The following is a 16,321-nucleotide window of genomic DNA, read 5'->3' as shown; positions in this document are numbered from 1 at the left end:
AAACCTTTCTGCTTGTCGGTACTTATAACCAGCGACTGAGCCAGTTCATCAGATGGATGGTGGGATTGGAGAGCTGACCCGGCTGGCATGCCGCTTTCAGGGCAACAAGATCTTGTTCTGCCTCCAGCAGTTTTTCGCTGGAGTGCTGCTCCGCCAACCGCTGACTCAAGATGGCCAGATCAGGCATTGCCAGCTGATGGTGACCACATCCGGCCTGGGTTTTCAGGGCATCGCACAAGAAGAGCTGCAACCAGTGCAACCTGACCTGCGTCTCCTGACCAAGCTGGCTGCACAATGCCGTCGCCTTGGCCGGACTTTGACTCAGGGCGACAAACTGTTCCAGCAGTTCGCGGCGCGTGCCGTCCTGTTGCTGCTCGATATAGTCGAGTACCCGCAGCGGGGCCCCCTGACAGATCCGCACCTGAGCCAGAGTGGCCTGATGACCCTGCTCGGCCAACCAGCGTACTGTTTCCCCTTCCGCAGGCAACTGACAGACATGTTTGTGACAGCGACTGAGAATGGTGGGAAGCAACCGGGAAACCTGGGAAGCGATCAGCAACAGCAAGCTGTCGCCGGCCGGCTCTTCCAGGGTTTTCAGCAGGGCATTGGCTGCCGATTCGGTCATCCGCTCCGCATCAGGAATGATCACCACCTTGCCACGGCCGAGCTGGGCAGAGCCCTGCAGCCGGGTGCAGATCTCGCGAATGGCCTCGACCCCGATGGTCTTGCTGTCGCGAGTTATGGTGCCGAGATCCGGGTGGTTGCCCTTGTCAAACAGCTGGCAAGAGTGGCAGTGGCCGCACGGCTCTCCGCGATCCGGTTGCTGGCAAAGGTGCAAACGTGCCAGCCGCTCGGCCAGTTGCTCCTTGCCAAGACCGGGATCGCCGAGCAACAACCAGGCGTGGCCGAGACGACCGGACTGGGCCGTCTGGCTCAGGGCATGCCAGTCTGAGATCAGCCAGGGATACATAGCGACTCGTTCGACAGATAGTGATCCAATGCAAGCTCGATGGCAGCTTTGACCTGTTCCGGGGTTTGCGCCGCATCGATCACCACAATGGAGTCATCCTTGGCGGCCAGTTCGAGATAACGAGTTCGGGTACGCTCGAAGAAGCTCAGTTGCTCCAGTTCGATGCGATCCAGCTCGCCGCGATGGCGCGCGCGCTGCAAGCCAAGGGCAGGATCGATATCGAGATAGAGGGTGAGATCCGGTTTGAAGTTGCCGAGCACCGCCTGCTTGATGGCACCGATAAGAGCAGCATCGATGCCACGTCCCCCCCCCTGATAGGCCTGGGAGGAGAGATCGTGGCGATCCCCCACCACCCAGACACCGTCAGCCAGTGCGGGTTTGATGCGGGTCTCCACCAGTTGTACCCGGGAGGCATACATCAGCAGCAATTCCGCCTCGATGGTGAGGCGCTCGTCGTGCACCTCTTTGACGATGGCCCGCATCCGCTCGGCCAGTGGCGTACCACCCGGCTCGCGGGTGCACTCGATCCGGTCGATGCCGTGACGCTGCAGATAGTCGGTCACATAACGCACAGCCGAGCTCTTCCCTGCCCCTTCCAATCCTTCGATCACAATAAATTTAGACATTAGGGTTTCTTCAATATGTATTCGCGAACCGCCCGATTGTGTTCATCGAGGGTCTTGGAGAAATAGTGGGCACCGCCCCCCTTGGCGACAAAGTAGAGATAGTCGGTCGATTTGGGGTTGAGCGCTGCTTCGATTGAGGCCTTGCCCGGCATGGCGATGGGCGTGGGCGGCAGACCGTCGATCACATAAGTGTTGTAGGGATTCTTGTCGGTCAGATCACTGCGGCGAATGTTGCCATCGTAGCGATCTTTCACCCCGTAAATGACGGTGGGATCGGTTTGCAACTTCATGCCCAGACGCAGACGATTGACAAACACCGAGGCTATCTGTGCCCGCTCGTCCGGCTGGCCGGTCTCTTTTTCAATAATTGAGGCCATGATCAACGCCTCGTAGGGGGTCTTGTAAGGCAGGTTGGCCTGACGTTTCTCCCAGCTCTGCTGCAGGAAAGTCTCCATATCCTGATGGGCACGACGCAGGATCGAGAGATCGCTGGCATGGGTGGTATAGGCGTAGGTTTCCGGCAGGAACCACCCCTCCAGCTTGCCATTCTCGATGCCGAGCTCCTGCGCCAGGTCGGCTTCGGATTGCTCGACGGTCAATCGCTCAAGGTATGGGGCGCTGGAGAGCTGCTTCTGCCAATCCTCGAAGCGGGAACCCTCGACGAAGGTGAGGCTGAAGTGAAACTCCTTGCCCGATGCGAACAGGGAGAGGGTCTCCTTGAGAGGGGCCCCTTCCATGATTTCATAGGTGCCCGATTTGATGGCCACCAGTTCAGGATGGCTGCGCAGCCAGAGCCGCACCGCCCAGGGGCTGGCTTCCCCCTCACCCAGTTCGGCGATGAGGCGCGCCGCATGGGCGCCCTTCTCTACCGTAAAGAGCCGGGTCGGCCCCTTGTTGGTGAGCGTCTCTACCTGTTGCCATTTGTAATGTACATAGCCCCCGGCAGCGGCAACCGTCAGTGCCGCCCCCGCGAGCAGGGTGTAAAGCCGATTAAACTTCAATGACCAAACGCTCCTGTAAACGACGACTCAATACCGCTGGGGGATAGTGAATATCCTCGATGCCATTGACCGGCACGACCCCCATCAGGGTATTGGTGAGCCACACCTCTTCCGCCTGCCATAGTGACTCCAGCGGAGCCTCTACCACACGCAACTCAATACTCATCTGTTTCAACATCGCCATCACCTGGCGACGCATGATGCCATCGACACCACCGCGGGCAAGATCGGGCGTAAACACCGTCTTGCCCCGACGCCAAAACAGATTGGCACTGACCCCTTCAATCAGAAAACCGCGACTGTTAAGTACTATCCCTTCGACTGCATTCCGGCTGACAAGTTCGCTTTTCAGCAATACCTGCTCCAGACGATTCAAGGTTTTAAGCCCGGCCAGCATAGGGGCATCGCCGATCCGCTGGCGGCACACCACCATCTCGATCCCCTCCTGTTGCCACTGGCCATAGTGAGTGGGAAATGGCGCCAGAGTGACAATCCGGGTTGTGTGCTGACATCCGCTGCCATCATAGCCCCGCCCCCCTTCGCCGCGGGTCAGGGTCACCTTGGCCACGCAGTGTGGCTGGTCGGCTACTATCTCTTCAACCTCCCGGGTCAAGAGATCCCAGTCCGGTTCAACCAATCCCAGCCGGTTGTTGGCCAGCTGCAACCGTGCCAGATGGGCAGGCCACTGCAACACGCGACCCTCCCTGACCGCCATGGTGGTGAAATGACCGTCACCATAGGCCAGCCCCCGATCATGGGCCGAGATCGTATCAAGCTTCATGCCATTGATAAGCAAAGGGATCCCTCCGATAAAAAAGGCCCGATACCGGCAGTATCGGGCCTGTGTCTTTGCCCTGCGGCAAATTATACGCGTTTGAAGATCAGTGAGCCATTGGTGCCGCCAAAACCAAACGAGTTGGAAAGGGCGTACTCGAAGCTACCTGGCTTGGCCACATGGGGTACCAGATCCAGATCGCACTCTTCATCCGGGTTGTCCAGGTTGATGGTGGGCGGAGCCACCTGATCACGCAGGGCCAACACAGTGATGATCGCCTCGATGGCACCGGCAGCGCCCAGCAGGTGACCTGTCATGGACTTGGTGGAGCTCACCATCAGGGATTTGGCGTGCTCACCAAACACCGACTTCATGCCACGCAGCTCGGCCACATCACCCAGCGGGGTGGAGGTACCGTGCGCGTTGATGTAACCAATCTGCTCGGGGGCAATGCCGGCATCCTTGATGGCATTTTTCATGGCGCGAGCACCACCGTTGCCATCTGCGGGAGGCGCAGTCATGTGGTACGCGTCACCGCTCATGCCAAAACCGACCAGCTCGGCGTAGATCTTGGCGCCACGGGCCTTGGCGTGTTCGTACTCTTCCAGTACCAGGACACCGGCACCGTCACCCAGCACAAAACCGTCGCGATCCTTATCCCACGGACGGCTCGCTTTTTGCGGCTCGTCGTTGCGGTTGGAGAGTGCCTTGGCGGCAGCGAAGCCACCCATCCCCATCGCGGTGGAGGCTTTCTCGGCACCGCCAGCGACCATCACATCGGCATCACCGTAAGCGATCATCCGGCCAGCCATACCGATGGCATGGGTACCCGTGGTACAAGCCGTAGTCACGGCGATGTTCGGCCCTTGCAGACCTTTCATGATGGAAAGATGACCGGACACCATATTGATGATGGTGGACGGAACGAAGAAGGGACTGATCTTGCGCGGGCCGCCGTTGACCAAGCTTTCGTGGTTCTGTTCAATCAGACCCAGACCGCCGATACCGGAGCCAATCGCCACGCCGACACGTTCGGCATTCTCTTCATTGATGGTCAGGCCGGAATCATCCAGTGCCTGCATACCGGCTGCGATGCCGTATTGAATGAAGAGATCCATCTTGCGAGCGTCTTTACGGTTGATGCCGTATTGCTCGGGATCGAAATCCTTGACCAGACCTGCGAAGCGGGTTGCAAACTCGCTGGCATCAAAATGTTCGATAAGGGAAATGCCGCTCTGCCCGTTGAGCAGTGCTTGCCAGCTGGATTCGGCAGTGTTACCCACCGGGGAAAGCATCCCCAAGCCGGTCACCACGACTCTGCGTTTTGACACTGAGGTAGTCTCCGAGAGGTGTTTTGAAAGGGAACAAATACAAAAGAAGCGGCCCTTGGGCCGCTTCTCTTAGAACAGGAACTTATTCCTGATTAGCGGTGATGTAGTCGATAGCCGCTTGAACAGTGGTGATCTTCTCGGCTTCTTCATCAGGAATTTCGGTATCGAATTCTTCTTCCAGCGCCATTACCAGTTCAACGGTATCCAAAGAGTCAGCGCCCAGGTCGTCGACGAAGGAGGCAGCGTTCTTAACGTCTTCCTCTTTAACACCCAGTTGTTCGATGATGATTTTCTTTACGCGTTCTTCGATGTTGCTCATGACCTGAATTTTCCTTTAAAAATACGCTATTTGCGTCTGGTTGGGGTAGTTTATTCAATTGACGTGAGTTTGCAAGTAGCTTGCCGCTGGTCAAACCACGAAATGTGCCAAACTTCGGCGTACTATCGCAAATTTGAACAGATCTCACGACAAATTGATTACACCATGTACATCCCGCCATTAACATGCAGGGTTTCGCCGGTGATATAGGCTGCTTCATCAGAAGCCAAGAATACCACAGCTGCGGCAATTTCTTTTGGATCACCCAAACGGGCGGCAGGCACCTGACTCATGATGCCGGCACGTTGATCGTCATTCAGGGCACGGGTCATGTCGGTTTCGATGAAACCGGGAGCAACCGCGTTCACTGTGATACCACGGGATGCCACTTCCCGCGCCAACGATTTGGTAAAACCAACCAGACCGGCCTTGGCGGCAGCATAGTTGACCTGACCGGCATTGCCCATGGTTCCCACCACGGAGCCAATGCTGATGATGCGACCGTGACGTTTCTTCATCATGGCACGCAACACCGGTTTGCTCAGACGGTAAAGCGAGGTCAGATTGGTATCGATGATCTCGTTCCACTCGTCATCTTTCATCCGCATCAACAGGTTGTCACGGGTGATCCCCGCGTTGTTGATCAGGATGTCGATGTCGCCAAAGCGCGCCTTGATGGCGGCGAAGACGGCTTCGATGGATTCCTGGCTGGTCACGTTCAGTGCCATGCCGCAGCCATTGTCGCCCAGATAGGCGCTGATCGCCTCGGCACCGCTCTCGCTGGTCGCCGTACCGACCACTTTCGCGCCACGGGCCACGAATGTTTCGGCAATCGCACGGCCGATGCCACGACTGGCACCGGTCACCAACACAACCTTATCGGTAAAGCTCATCACTTGCTCCTGTTTACTTGATCTGGGCCAGCGCCTGCTCGAAAGAGGCGGCATCGTTGGCGTGAATACCTTCCACGCGCTTGTCGATGCGCTTGGCGAGCCCGGTCAACACTTTGCCCGGTCCCATCTCGATCTCGAGAGTAACGCCCTCATTGGCCATCCGCTCGACAGTCTCGGTCCAACGAACCGGGCTGAACAGCTGACGTACCAGCGCTTGCTTGATGGCGGCCGGATCCTGTTCACAGGATACGTCGACATTATTGATGACAGCGATGGTTGGAACCTTGATCTCGATCCCGTCCAGCGCAGCTGCCAGTTTTTCTGCGGCAGGTTTCATCAGCGCGCAGTGAGACGGCACGGAGACCGGCAGCGGCAGCGCACGCTTGGCGCCCGACTCTTTCATCAGCACGTTGGCGCGCTCAACGGCCTCTTTGTGACCGGCGATAACCACCTGGCCCGGGGAGTTGAAGTTGACCGGAGAGACCACCTGCCCTTGTGCCGCTTTTTCGCAGTTGGCGGCGATGGATTCGTTATCCAGACCGATGATGGCCGCCATGGCGCCGGTGCCTTCTGGTACCGCTTCCTGCATAGCCAGACCACGCAACTCGACCAGTTTGACCGCATCGGCAAAATCGAGTGCGCCGCTGCAAACCAGCGCAGAGTACTCACCCAGGCTGTGACCCGCCATCATGGCAGGCGTTGCCCCACCCTGCTGTTGCCACAGGCGCCACAGGGCGACAGAGGCAGTCAGCAGCGCAGGCTGGGTGCGCCAGGTTTTGTTCAGATCTTCAACCGGACCATCCATCACCAGGGCAAACAGGTCATAACCCAGCACCTGACTCGCCTCGGCGAAGGTCTCCTTGATCACGGCATGTTGTTCGGCCAGCTCGGCCAGCATGCCAACGGACTGGGAACCTTGTCCCGGGAAGGCAATGGCAAATTGGGTCATCATTGATTCCTTTTAGATAAGACAAAAATGAAATCGGTGACGGGATGATGGAGACACCATCCCGCCGAAGATCAGAGGCGAACCAGCGCCGAGCCCCAGGCGAAACCGCCACCAAAGGCTTCCAGCAGTACCAGCTGACCCGGTTTGATCCGGCCATCCCGCACCCCTTCGTCGAAGGCAACCGGAACGGAAGCGGCAGAGGTATTGCCGTGCTTGTCGAGGGTCAGCACCACTTTATCGAGGCTCATACCCAGCTTCTTGGCGGTGGCACTGATGATGCGGAAGTTGGCTTGATGCGGCACCAGCCAGTCCAGCTCGCTCGGCTCGATGCCAGCAGCGGCCAACGTTTCGGTGACGATCTCGCTCAGACGGGTAACAGCGACCTTGAAGACATCGTTGCCCTTCATATACATGTAGGCTTCGAGCTCGGCACCCGGCATGCCGCGGCGAGGGTGCGGCAGCTTGAGCAGCTCGCCATAACGGCCATCGGCATGGAGATGGGTAGAGAGGATGCCCGGCGTCTCGCTGGCACCGACAATCACAGCCCCAGCCCCATCACCAAACAGGATGATGGTGCCGCGATCTTGCGGATCGCACATGCGGGAGAGCACATCGGCCCCGACAACCAGCACATGGCGGGCGGCGCCGGATTTGACGAACTGATCGGCAATGGAGAGCGCGTAGGTGAAACCTGCGCAGGCTGCAGCCACGTCAAAGGCAGGAATGCCCGGAACACCGAGCAGCCCCTGCAGCTCGCAGGCGGCAGCCGGGAAGGCATTTTCAGCACTGGTGGTGGCCAGCACTATCATATCGAGATCGGCAGCGGTCAAACCGGCAGCCTCCAGGGCGCGCAGGGCGGCCTGGTAAGAGAGGGTGGCAACGGTCTCGTCAGCACCGGCAATACGGCGCTCACGGATACCGGTGCGTTCCACGATCCACTCATCACTGGTCTCAACCATCTGCTCGAGATCGGCGTTGGTACGCACTGAACTCGGCAGGTAGCTGCCAGTACCTAGAATTTTGCTATGCATAGAGTTCTTATAGATCCCTGTCAGAGAAGACAGCTTCAAGGCGATCTGCTATTTGCAGTGGAAGTTGATGTTTGGCCTCTTGTGCGGCCAGCAGGATCGCATTACACAGAGCGCGCCGTTCGGCCCGCCCATGACTTTTTACCACAATGCCGCGCAATCCTAACAGACTTGCCCCGTTATACTGGTCGGGGTTCAGGTAAGAAAAACGCCGTTTGAACATAAATCCGGCGATCCGACCAAGAAAAGTGCGTTTCTTGCGGGGATATCCGGCCAGCTGGGCCATCATCCGCACTACCCCTTCTGCCGTCTTGAGGGCGACATTGCCGACAAAACCGTCACTGACAATCACATCACTGTCACCGCTGAAGATGCGATCCCCTTCGACGAACCCGACATAATTGAGCGCGTGGCACTGGCGCAACAATTCGGCGCTGTGGCGCACCAGATCGTTGCCCTTGATCTCCTCCTCGCCGATGTTGAGCAAGGCAACACGAGGTGACGCAATGCCTTCGACCTTTTCGGCCACGACGGAGCCCATCACTGCAAACTGCAGCAAGGTATCCGCATCGCAACTGACATTGGCGCCGAGATCCAGCATCACGGTGCGTTTGCCGCTCAATGTCGGCAATGCCTTGATGAGGGCGGGTCTGTCTACCCCTGGCAGGGATTTGAGCACGCACTTGGCCATCGCCATCAGCGCGCCGGTATTGCCGGCACTGACGCAGGCATCGGCCTCACCGGCTTTCACCAGATTGAGTACCACCCGCATGGAGGAGTCTTTCAGAGTACGCAACGCCACGATCGGTTTATCGCCCATGCCAACCACCTGGGATGCATGCACGAAACGAACGCGGGGATGATTCAGCAAGCCATGTTGCTGCAGCAAAGAAGAGGTCTGGTGCTGGTCGCCGACCAGGATCAGTTTTAGCTGGGGTAAAAGAGACAGTGCCTGCACGGCGGCAGGCACTGTTTCCGAGGGGCCAATATCTCCCCCCATGATGTCTAGCGCGACAGTTTGCGTAGACAAAGGCAATCCTTAAGCGATTACCTTTTTACCGCGGTAGAAACCATCGGCAGTCACGTGGTGACGACGATGAATTTCGCCACTGGTCTGATCAACAGTCAGGGCAGCGGTGGTCAGCGCATCGTGGGAACGACGCATGCCACGCTTGGCACGGGTTTTACGGTTCTGTTGTACGGCCATTGTAGGCTAACTCCTAAATTCACTTACGTTTAAGCTCTTCAAGAACTGCAAAGGGATTCGGCCGCTCATCAGCAGGTTCGATTTCACCCCAGGTCATCTCCATGTTTCCTCTCGGGCATGCATCCAGAGAATGCATAGCGACTTGAGGCAACGAGAGGATGAGTTCATCCTCCAGGATTTGATGAAGATCTATCTCGCCGTTTTCATCCAACTCAATGGGCTCATAAGCTTCCGGCAGTTCTTCCTCGTTTGTTCTTTCGAACAGCGGAGTGTAGATAAATTCAGCTTCACAGAGGTGTTCGAATGTCTCCCCGCAACGTTGGCAAACCAGGTCAACCTTGGCATGGGCAGTGCCTTTCATAACGGTCAACTTCTGGACATCTTTGCCAAAGTGCAGTGATACATCGATATCACTCTGCAAGCCAGCGGTTGATTCCTCCAGCCTGGGCATCTGCGACTTTTCCACTATCCCGATGTAATCGAGCAGCTTCAAGGCACTACGGACTGGATCAACCTTAACGGGCAACTTCACCTTTTGCATAGGGCGCGAATAATATAGGTCCAACAACTGATAGTCAAAGGAAAAAGTCCTTACCGCCGATGATTTTAACGTCACAAGTCCCTAGAATGCCGGTACCTGCTTTCATCGGTAACTCGATTATGCCACAGAATCTGATCCTCGCCTCAACTTCTCGCTATCGCAAAGCCCTGCTGGAGAAGCTCGGACTCCCCTTTGAATGTGCCGCCCCCGATGTGGATGAGCAACCACTGGCTGGCGAATCCGCCGAGGCGCTGGTGGCCAGACTGGCTCGTGCCAAGGCTGATGCCATCGCCCGACATCGTGATCACGGCTTGATCATCGGCTCTGATCAGGTGTGTGTCTGCAATAATCACATCCTCGGCAAACCGGGCACCATCGACAATGCCATCGCCCAGCTGATGGCGGCTCAAGGTCGCAGCGTCACCTTTTACACCGGGCTGTGCGTACTTAACGCTGCAACCAATGAGATTCATCAATTGATTGAACCGTTTACGGTCCACTTTCGCGATCTCGACGAATCCGCCATTCGCCGCTATGTAGAGGCAGAATTGCCCCTAGATTGTGCGGGCAGCTTCAAATGTGAAGGGATGGGGATCATTCTGTTCAAGGGGCTGGAGGGGCGCGATCCTAACGCCTTGATCGGTCTGCCACTGATCGGCCTGATCGAACTGCTGGAGCGCCACGGTATTGCCCTGCCCTGATTGCGGACGAGACGAATAGATAAGCTAGATCGAGCATATAAAAAGCCCGATCAATAGACCGGGCTTCTGTTATCAATCAGATTGATGTCTCTTAAAGAGAGGCATCTATAACAGCCCGCGAAGAGCCGCCATAGAATCCACCACCGCCACTGGCCCGTGACGACTGAGGGCATCGCGGCTATCTACACCCCAAGTAACGCCAATGCGCGGCATGGCGATTGATTCGGCCATCGCCATATCGTGAACAGAGTCGCCGATCATGACGGCCTGCCAGGGTGACAGCCCCAGCTCATCCAGGATCTGCTCAAGCATCAGCGGATCAGGCTTGGAGCGGGCCTCATCGGCCCCACGGCTGGTCACAAACAACGGGCGCAGCCCGGTCTCATCCAATACCCGATCCAGCCCACGGCGCGATTTGCCGGTAGCGACGGCCAGTTGCAGCCCTCGTGACTGCCAGTCATGCAGCAACTCCCCTGCCCCAGCAAACAACGGGCTGGGGGTGGCATCGTGCAGATAGTGATGACGATAGCGATCGATGAGTGCGGCAATCTGGCGCTCACCGCTGGTGGCGCCACTGCCACTGCATAAGGGGAACAGACGGGACATGGCGACATCGAGGCTCAACCCGATAATCTGCCGGATCTGGGCTGGAGCAGGAACCGCCAGCTCACAATCTCTGGCGGCCCCCTGCACACAGGCCACAATCCGGCCCACCGAATCCATCAGGGTACCGTCCCAATCGAAAATGGCGAGCCGGATATCCTGCATCAGCGTGGCAAGCCGTTGAGGAAGTTGTCGAGCTCAGGTGCAAGCGGCGCTTCGACCTGCATCTCGCGACCATCGGCCGGATGGGTGAAGCTAAGCTTCCAAGCATGCAAAAAGAGCCGTTTCAGCCCTTGGCTGCGCATTTTCTCGTCAAACGCCGCTTCACCGTACTTATCGTCACAGGCGATCGGATGACCGGCATGCAGGGTATGCACGCGGATCTGGTGGGTACGACCGGTGATGGGGCTGCACTCGACCAGGGTCGCTTCGGCAAATTGACGCACGATACGGAACCGGGTTTCGGAGGGCTTGCCATCGGCACTGACCCGTACTACCCGTTCACCGGATTGCAGATCGTTTTTGCGCAGCGGCGCATTAACCACCTTGACGTGAGCCTGCCACTTGCCACGCACCAGCGCCAGATACTGTTTGCGCATGGTCTTGACGCGCAACTGCTCATGCAGGCTGCGCAGGGCGCTGCGCTTCTTGGCAACCAGCAATACACCAGAGGTGTCGCGATCCAGTCGATGAACCAATTCGAGGAAACGGGCTTCCGGCCGCAGGGCTCGCAGCCCTTCAATCACGCCAAAGCTCAGGCCGCTGCCACCGTGTACTGCCATGCCGGAGGGCTTGTTCAGCACGATCATGGCATCGTCTTCGAACAGGATCTGGCTCTCCAGACGCTGGATAACCCCGAGGTTTGCCGAAGGCAGCTCATTCTTTTCGGCAACGCGCACGGGGGGGACCCGCACCTCGTCACCTGCGCAGAGTTTGTACTCCGGTTTGATGCGCTTTTTGTTTACTCGCACTTCGCCTTTACGAAGGATGCGATAGATCAGGCTCTTGGGGACGCCCTTTAGCTGAGTCTTGAGAAAATTGTCGATGCGCTGCCCGTCATGCTCAGCTTCGATGGTGAGCAGCTGCACTTGTTGTTGTATCTGTGTCATGGCGCGGATTTTAACACTGCCAGCGCCCCTTGGCTGCATGGTTTGTTGAAAAATGGCGCCTTGCTATAAAAGAGGTTTAAATGGGATAATAAACAAGGTTTTGTCATTGTGTTCAAGCCTTGTACTAAGTGGCCAAAAAGTATGCCACCCAATCCCGAAACACCGTGTATACAAGAACATGACGGTTCCCGGGTGCGAGGTACAACGCATGGAGAACACAAACATCACCGTTTATTTGTCTCCATTTCGGCATCCTTATTCATTCCTTCTCGAGAAGTGATGACCAGAACGCCCTTAGTTTGCGCCTCATGCATACCCCAACCGGGAGGTTGCCCCAGTATGCTGAAGACCCGAGGCCGGCGCTGGCAGGACCCAGATGGAGGAAATCAAAATGACACAATAATGAGAACTCAATGAAAAGAATGCTTATCAACGCAACTCAAGAAGAGGAGTTGCGCGTAGCGCTGGTTGACGGACAACAGCTCTACGATTTGGATATTGAAAGTCCGGGACACGAGCAGAAGAAAGCGAACATTTACAAGGGTAAGATCACCCGCGTAGAACCCAGTCTTGAAGCTGCTTTTGTCGACTACGGCGCCGAGCGCCACGGTTTCCTGCCGTTGAAGGAGATCGCCCGCAATTACTTCCCCTCCGGTTACTCCTATCAGGGTCGTCCCAACATCAAAGAAGTGGTCCGTGAAGGTCAGGAAGTTATCGTCCAGATCGACAAGGAAGAGCGTGGCACCAAGGGTGCAGCCCTCACCACCTTTATCAGCTTGGCAGGTAGCTACCTGGTACTGATGCCCAACAACCCCCGTGCCGGTGGTATCTCCCGCCGCATCGAGGGTGATGAGCGGACTGAACTGAAAGAAGCCCTGAGTGGATTGACCGTGCCGGAAGGCATGGGCTTGATCGTGCGTACCGCCGGTGTGGGCAAGTCTCCGGAAGAGCTGGTGTGGGATCTGAACGTTCTGCTCAACCACTGGGACTCTATCCACAAGGCCTCCCAGGAGCGCGCTGCGCCGGTGCTGATCCACCAGGAAAGCAACGTCATCGTGCGAGCTATCCGTGATTATCTGCGTCGCGATGTGGGCGAGATCCTGATAGACAATCCGGTGATTTTCGAACGAGCCAAGGCCCATATCGAGCTGGTACGTCCCGATTTCCTCAACCGTGTGAAGCTATACAAGGGTGAAGTTGCCCTGTTCAACCACTTCCAGATTGAGAGCCAGATCGAATCGGCCTTCCAACGTGAAGTGCGCCTCCCCTCCGGCGGCAGTATCGTTATCGATCCGACCGAAGCCCTGACCTCCATCGATATCAACTCCTCCCGCGCCACCAAGGGCGGCGATATCGAAGAGACGGCGCTGCAAACCAACCTGGAAGCGGCCGACGAAATTGCTCGTCAATTGCGTCTGCGCGACTTAGGGGGACTGATCGTAATCGACTTCATCGACATGACCCCGGTTCGCCATCAGCGTGAAGTGGAAAACCGTCTGCGTGAAGCGGTGCATCAGGATCGTGCCCGCATCCAGCTGGGCCGGATCTCCCGTTTCGGTCTGCTGGAGATGTCTCGCCAGCGTCTGCGCCCCTCCCTCAACGAGTCCAGCAGCCATATCTGCCCCCGTTGCCAGGGCCAAGGCGTGATCCGTGACAACGAATCTCTCGCCCTGTCCATCTTGCGTCTCATCGAAGAAGAGGCCATGAAGGACAACACCGAGCAGGTTCACGGCCAGGTGCCGGTGGATGTTGCCGCCTATCTGCTTAACGAAAAGCGTGCCGCCATCGCCAGTCTGGAACAGCGCAATGATGTGCGTGTTTACATCATTCCGAACCAGCATCTGGAAACCCCGCACTACGAAGTGACTCGTATTCGTCAGAACGAGATCCCGGAAGCGGCCAGCTACGAGCTGAAAACCGAGATTGCCAAGCCGGTCTACCAACCGAAGCAAGCTCAGGTGATCGAGCGTGAGCAACCGCTGCTGCAAGGCTTTGCCCAACCGGCACAACCGGCCCCTGTTGCACCGCAACAAGCGGCGGCACCCGTTGCTGCGGCGCCTGCCGAAGCCGGCTTCTTCAGCAAGCTGATCAAAGGCATTACCGGCCTGTTCAGCAGCGATGCAGCCCCTGCCGACGTAAAAGCGCCCGCCGAGAAACCTGCAGCTCGTGAAGCACGCAAGGATGAAGGTCAACGTCACCAGCGCGAAGAAGGCCGTGGCCGTGGTCAGCGTCCTCGTCGTGATGACAATCGTGGCAACCGCAACAATGCGGAAGCAGGCGAGAAGCGTGAAGGTGGCAACCGCGAAGCCGGTGAAAACCGCAATCGCCGTCCCCGCAAAGAGCGCGAGCCTCGTCAGGAGCGTGAAGCTCGTGGCGAAGTGCGCAGCGAACAGCGCATGGAACGTGAACCCCGTCAGGAGCGCGAGCCTCGCGAACCGCGCCAGGAACGTGCACCACGTCCGGCCCGTGAACCTCGTGCGCCCCGTGAGCCGCGCGCCGAAGTCGTTGTTGAAGCGGTAGATACCGTCGATGCAACTGCCGCCCAGCCACGTCAGGAAAAAGAGCAGAAAGTGGCCGAGCGCCGCGAACGTCGCCAACTGCGCAAGCAGATCCGCGTCGATGTCGCCGCTGCAGACACCCCTGCCCTGCCGGTTGACGAAGTACCCGCGCAAGCTGAAGTGATCGATGCTACCGTGGGTAACGAGCAGGAAGAGCAGAGTGAAGGCCAGCGCCGTTCACGCCGCACTCCGCGCAGCCAGCGTATCGAAGGTCAGCGCCGCAAGCGCATCAACGAAGATGCCCGCAGCCAGCGTGACGAAGAACAGCAAGATACCACCACTCTGACCACCGCAGCTCAGGCAGATATTGCCAAAGCGCAGGTTGAAGAGCCGGTAGTGCCTGTTGTTACCATCCCGAGCGCTGAAGCCGTCGCAGCTGCCCTGCAAGCCTCTGCGGCACTGACAGAGCATGTGGTTGTCGAAGCCGTTGCTGAAGAAGCTGCCGAGCAGGCTGCTGCCCAAGTTGAAGCAACTCAAGCCGATGTGACTGCTAGCCCGGTTGTTGACGCTGTCGCTGAGGTCGTGGTGCCAGCAGAGCCGGAAGTTGTCGTTGTCGCCGCTCCGGCTGTCGACATGGCTGCCACTGAAGTCGTTGAAACTGCTTCAGTTGTTGAAGAAGCCCCGGCTGTCAGCACTCCTGTCGTGGAAGCTGCACCGGCTGCAGTCGAAATGCCAGTTGCTGTTGTCGAAGCCCCGGCTCCTGTCGCTGCGGTTGCGGTGGAAGAGACTCCGGTCGTGACCAAACAGGTAGCTCACGGTGCTGGCCTGCTGGCTCGTGCCCGCAAAGCATCCGCCCCAATGGCAACCCCTGCCGAAGCCCCTGCCCTGCCTGTTCGTGAGCCGGTTAACTACCCGCCGCTGGTACGCAACGAAGTGAGCACATCAGGTCGTCATGGTGGCAGCACTGCCGCCGTCAACGTGGCCACCTGCCCGGCCGGTCGCCCCTAAACAACCCAGGTTGACCCCCTAAACAAAAGCCACACCAACCGGTGTGGCTTTTTTATTTCTCTTTTCCCATCCTGAATATGGTTTACACCTTTCCCCCCCAATAAATGGAGAACCCGATGGGACAAGGTGTGAAACGGACACAGCGCGATTACTCGCTGACTTTTAAACTGGCACTGGTCGAGCAGATTGAAAAAGGCGAGCTCACCTACAAACAGGCTCAGGTGCGTTATGGCATTCAGGGCCGCTCCACCGTTCTGGTATGGTTGCGTAAACATGGTCGGCAAGATTGGAGCCAGGGGGCTTCTGTGCGCGCCGGCAGGAGCATCACCATGCCTGACCCCGACAACCAGACGCCCGAACAGCGCATCAAGGAACTCGAGCAGCAGCTGGCGCTGATGAGCCAGAAGGCCCAGTTCTTTAAGGCCGTCGTCGATGTACAGAAGAATGACTACGGCGTCTCCATCGTAAAAAAGCGACTCGGCAAGTCCTCTCGCAGCGACAAGTCGAGAGGCTGACCATTGTCAGGGCTTGCCTGTTTCTGGGGATAAGCCGGCAGGCTTACTACAAGCGCAATCGGGTCGCCGACGAGCGCCATGCACAGGGATTGCAGGTGGTGCGCTTCGTGCGTCAGGTTCGACTGCGACAACCTCGGGTGGGTACTCGCAAGCTGCATTATCTGCTGCAGGGTCAGGTGTAGTGATGTGATGGACGCCCCCTCCCTGCGCGGTCAGTTTCATACTTAGGCTGACAGCGTTCAACTTG

Annotated in this window: 16 protein-coding genes and 1 pseudogene; 3 read left to right on the top strand and 14 right to left on the bottom strand. The window is 57.7% G+C overall.

Annotated features, from left to right (window positions below; all coding sequences use genetic code 11):
• Positions 1–22: 22 nt before the first annotated feature.
• The 12 genes from holB to yceD form a co-directional block, all read right to left on the bottom strand.
• Positions 23–970, bottom strand: coding sequence for a DNA polymerase III subunit delta' (gene holB, locus ACTG2U_RS02610; RefSeq protein WP_429012331.1), 948 nt, complete (start codon positions 968–970; stop codon positions 23–25).
• Positions 955–1,596, bottom strand: coding sequence for a dTMP kinase (gene tmk / locus ACTG2U_RS02605; RefSeq protein WP_429012332.1), 642 nt, complete (start codon positions 1,594–1,596; stop codon positions 955–957). Before tmk ends, holB begins: the two co-directional genes overlap by 16 nt.
• The gene (mltG, locus tag ACTG2U_RS02600) at positions 1,596–2,597 is read right to left on the bottom strand and encodes an endolytic transglycosylase MltG (RefSeq protein ID WP_429012333.1); all 1,002 of its coding nucleotides are present in this window, start codon (positions 2,595–2,597) and stop codon (positions 1,596–1,598) included. Before mltG ends, tmk begins: the two co-directional genes overlap by 1 nt.
• Positions 2,587–3,393, bottom strand: coding sequence for an aminodeoxychorismate lyase (gene pabC, locus ACTG2U_RS02595; RefSeq protein WP_429067942.1), 807 nt, complete (start codon positions 3,391–3,393; stop codon positions 2,587–2,589). The genes mltG and pabC overlap by 11 nt, the downstream gene beginning before the upstream one ends.
• Positions 3,394–3,461: 68 nt before the next feature.
• Positions 3,462–4,703, bottom strand: a complete 1,242-nt coding sequence (gene fabF / locus ACTG2U_RS02590; protein ID WP_005333158.1) for a beta-ketoacyl-ACP synthase II — start codon at positions 4,701–4,703, stop codon at positions 3,462–3,464.
• Positions 4,704–4,785: 82 nt separating this feature from the next.
• Positions 4,786–5,022, bottom strand: coding sequence for an acyl carrier protein (gene acpP / locus ACTG2U_RS02585; protein WP_005300909.1), 237 nt, complete (start codon positions 5,020–5,022; stop codon positions 4,786–4,788).
• Positions 5,023–5,180: 158 nt separating this feature from the next.
• Complete coding sequence (fabG, locus tag ACTG2U_RS02580; protein ID WP_005351850.1) at positions 5,181–5,915, bottom strand: 3-oxoacyl-ACP reductase FabG; 735 nt, start codon at positions 5,913–5,915, stop codon at positions 5,181–5,183.
• 13 nt (positions 5,916–5,928) lie between these two features.
• Positions 5,929–6,864 carry an ACP S-malonyltransferase gene (gene fabD / locus ACTG2U_RS02575; protein ID WP_005333161.1) on the bottom strand — a complete coding sequence of 312 codons (936 nt, stop codon included), beginning with the start codon at positions 6,862–6,864 and terminating at the stop codon, positions 5,929–5,931.
• 71 nt (positions 6,865–6,935) lie between these two features.
• Positions 6,936–7,895, bottom strand: a complete 960-nt coding sequence (locus ACTG2U_RS02570; RefSeq protein WP_042655782.1) for a beta-ketoacyl-ACP synthase III — start codon at positions 7,893–7,895, stop codon at positions 6,936–6,938.
• A 7-nt stretch (positions 7,896–7,902) separates the two neighbouring features.
• A complete protein-coding gene (plsX, locus tag ACTG2U_RS02565) occupies positions 7,903–8,922 on the bottom strand; it encodes a phosphate acyltransferase PlsX (RefSeq protein WP_439973981.1) in 1,020 nt (339 codons plus the stop codon).
• Positions 8,923–8,931: 9 nt separating this feature from the next.
• The gene (rpmF, locus tag ACTG2U_RS02560) at positions 8,932–9,099 is read right to left on the bottom strand and encodes a 50S ribosomal protein L32 (RefSeq protein ID WP_005300935.1); all 168 of its coding nucleotides are present in this window, start codon (positions 9,097–9,099) and stop codon (positions 8,932–8,934) included.
• A gap of 19 nt (positions 9,100–9,118) precedes the next feature.
• A complete protein-coding gene (gene yceD, locus ACTG2U_RS02555; protein ID WP_013723766.1) occupies positions 9,119–9,640 on the bottom strand; it encodes a 23S rRNA accumulation protein YceD in 522 nt (173 codons plus the stop codon).
• Positions 9,641–9,759: 119 nt separating this feature from the next.
• Here yceD and ACTG2U_RS02550 point away from each other — a divergent pair, with 119 nt between their 5' ends.
• Positions 9,760–10,341, top strand: a complete 582-nt coding sequence (locus ACTG2U_RS02550; protein WP_439973980.1) for a Maf family protein — start codon at positions 9,760–9,762, stop codon at positions 10,339–10,341.
• Positions 10,342–10,446: 105 nt separating this feature from the next.
• Here ACTG2U_RS02550 and ACTG2U_RS02545 read toward each other — a convergent pair whose 3' ends face one another.
• Together ACTG2U_RS02545 and rluC are read right to left on the bottom strand one after the other, a co-directional pair.
• The gene (locus ACTG2U_RS02545; protein ID WP_439973979.1) at positions 10,447–11,109 is read right to left on the bottom strand and encodes an HAD family hydrolase; all 663 of its coding nucleotides are present in this window, start codon (positions 11,107–11,109) and stop codon (positions 10,447–10,449) included.
• The gene (gene rluC / locus ACTG2U_RS02540) at positions 11,109–12,053 is read right to left on the bottom strand and encodes a 23S rRNA pseudouridine(955/2504/2580) synthase RluC (RefSeq protein ID WP_005351815.1); all 945 of its coding nucleotides are present in this window, start codon (positions 12,051–12,053) and stop codon (positions 11,109–11,111) included. Before rluC ends, ACTG2U_RS02545 begins: the two co-directional genes overlap by 1 nt.
• Before the next feature lie 413 nt (positions 12,054–12,466).
• On the opposite strand from rluC, the gene rne reads away from it, so the two are divergent.
• Positions 12,467–15,559: a ribonuclease E gene (gene rne / locus ACTG2U_RS02535; protein ID WP_439973978.1), complete on the top strand. Its 3,093-nt coding sequence runs from the start codon at positions 12,467–12,469 to the stop codon at positions 15,557–15,559.
• A gap of 116 nt (positions 15,560–15,675) precedes the next feature.
• Positions 15,676–16,250: pseudogene (locus tag ACTG2U_RS02530) on the top strand (IS3 family transposase); the annotation flags it as partial.
• Positions 16,251–16,321 lie beyond the last annotated feature (71 nt).

The organism is Aeromonas sp. 95A (genome assembly GCF_051919235.1).
In the GTDB taxonomy this organism is placed as follows: domain Bacteria; phylum Pseudomonadota; class Gammaproteobacteria; order Enterobacterales; family Aeromonadaceae; genus Aeromonas; species Aeromonas veronii.
Note: the sequence above shows the minus strand (reverse complement) of the source record. Positions and strands in the feature narration are given on the sequence as shown.

Excerpts from the sequence above, each read along its gene's own strand:
- holB (WP_429012331.1), bottom strand. The coding sequence starts at position 970 with ATGTATCCCTGGCTGATCTCAGACTGGCATGCCCTGAGCCAGACGGCC.
- tmk (WP_429012332.1), bottom strand. The coding sequence starts at position 1,596 with ATGTCTAAATTTATTGTGATCGAAGGATTGGAAGGGGCAGGGAAGAGC.
- acpP (WP_005300909.1), bottom strand. The coding sequence starts at position 5,022 with ATGAGCAACATCGAAGAACGCGTAAAGAAAATCATCATCGAACAACTG.
- fabG (WP_005351850.1), bottom strand. The coding sequence starts at position 5,915 with ATGAGCTTTACCGATAAGGTTGTGTTGGTGACCGGTGCCAGTCGTGGC.
- fabD (WP_005333161.1), bottom strand. The coding sequence starts at position 6,864 with ATGACCCAATTTGCCATTGCCTTCCCGGGACAAGGTTCCCAGTCCGTT.
- ACTG2U_RS02570 (WP_042655782.1), bottom strand. The coding sequence starts at position 7,895 with ATGCATAGCAAAATTCTAGGTACTGGCAGCTACCTGCCGAGTTCAGTG.
- rpmF (WP_005300935.1), bottom strand. The coding sequence starts at position 9,099 with ATGGCCGTACAACAGAACCGTAAAACCCGTGCCAAGCGTGGCATGCGT.
- yceD (WP_013723766.1), bottom strand. The coding sequence starts at position 9,640 with ATGCAAAAGGTGAAGTTGCCCGTTAAGGTTGATCCAGTCCGTAGTGCC.
- ACTG2U_RS02550 (WP_439973980.1), top strand. The coding sequence starts at position 9,760 with ATGCCACAGAATCTGATCCTCGCCTCAACTTCTCGCTATCGCAAAGCC.
- ACTG2U_RS02545 (WP_439973979.1), bottom strand. The coding sequence starts at position 11,109 with ATGCAGGATATCCGGCTCGCCATTTTCGATTGGGACGGTACCCTGATG.
- rluC (WP_005351815.1), bottom strand. The coding sequence starts at position 12,053 with ATGACACAGATACAACAACAAGTGCAGCTGCTCACCATCGAAGCTGAG.
- rne (WP_439973978.1), top strand. The coding sequence starts at position 12,467 with ATGAAAAGAATGCTTATCAACGCAACTCAAGAAGAGGAGTTGCGCGTA.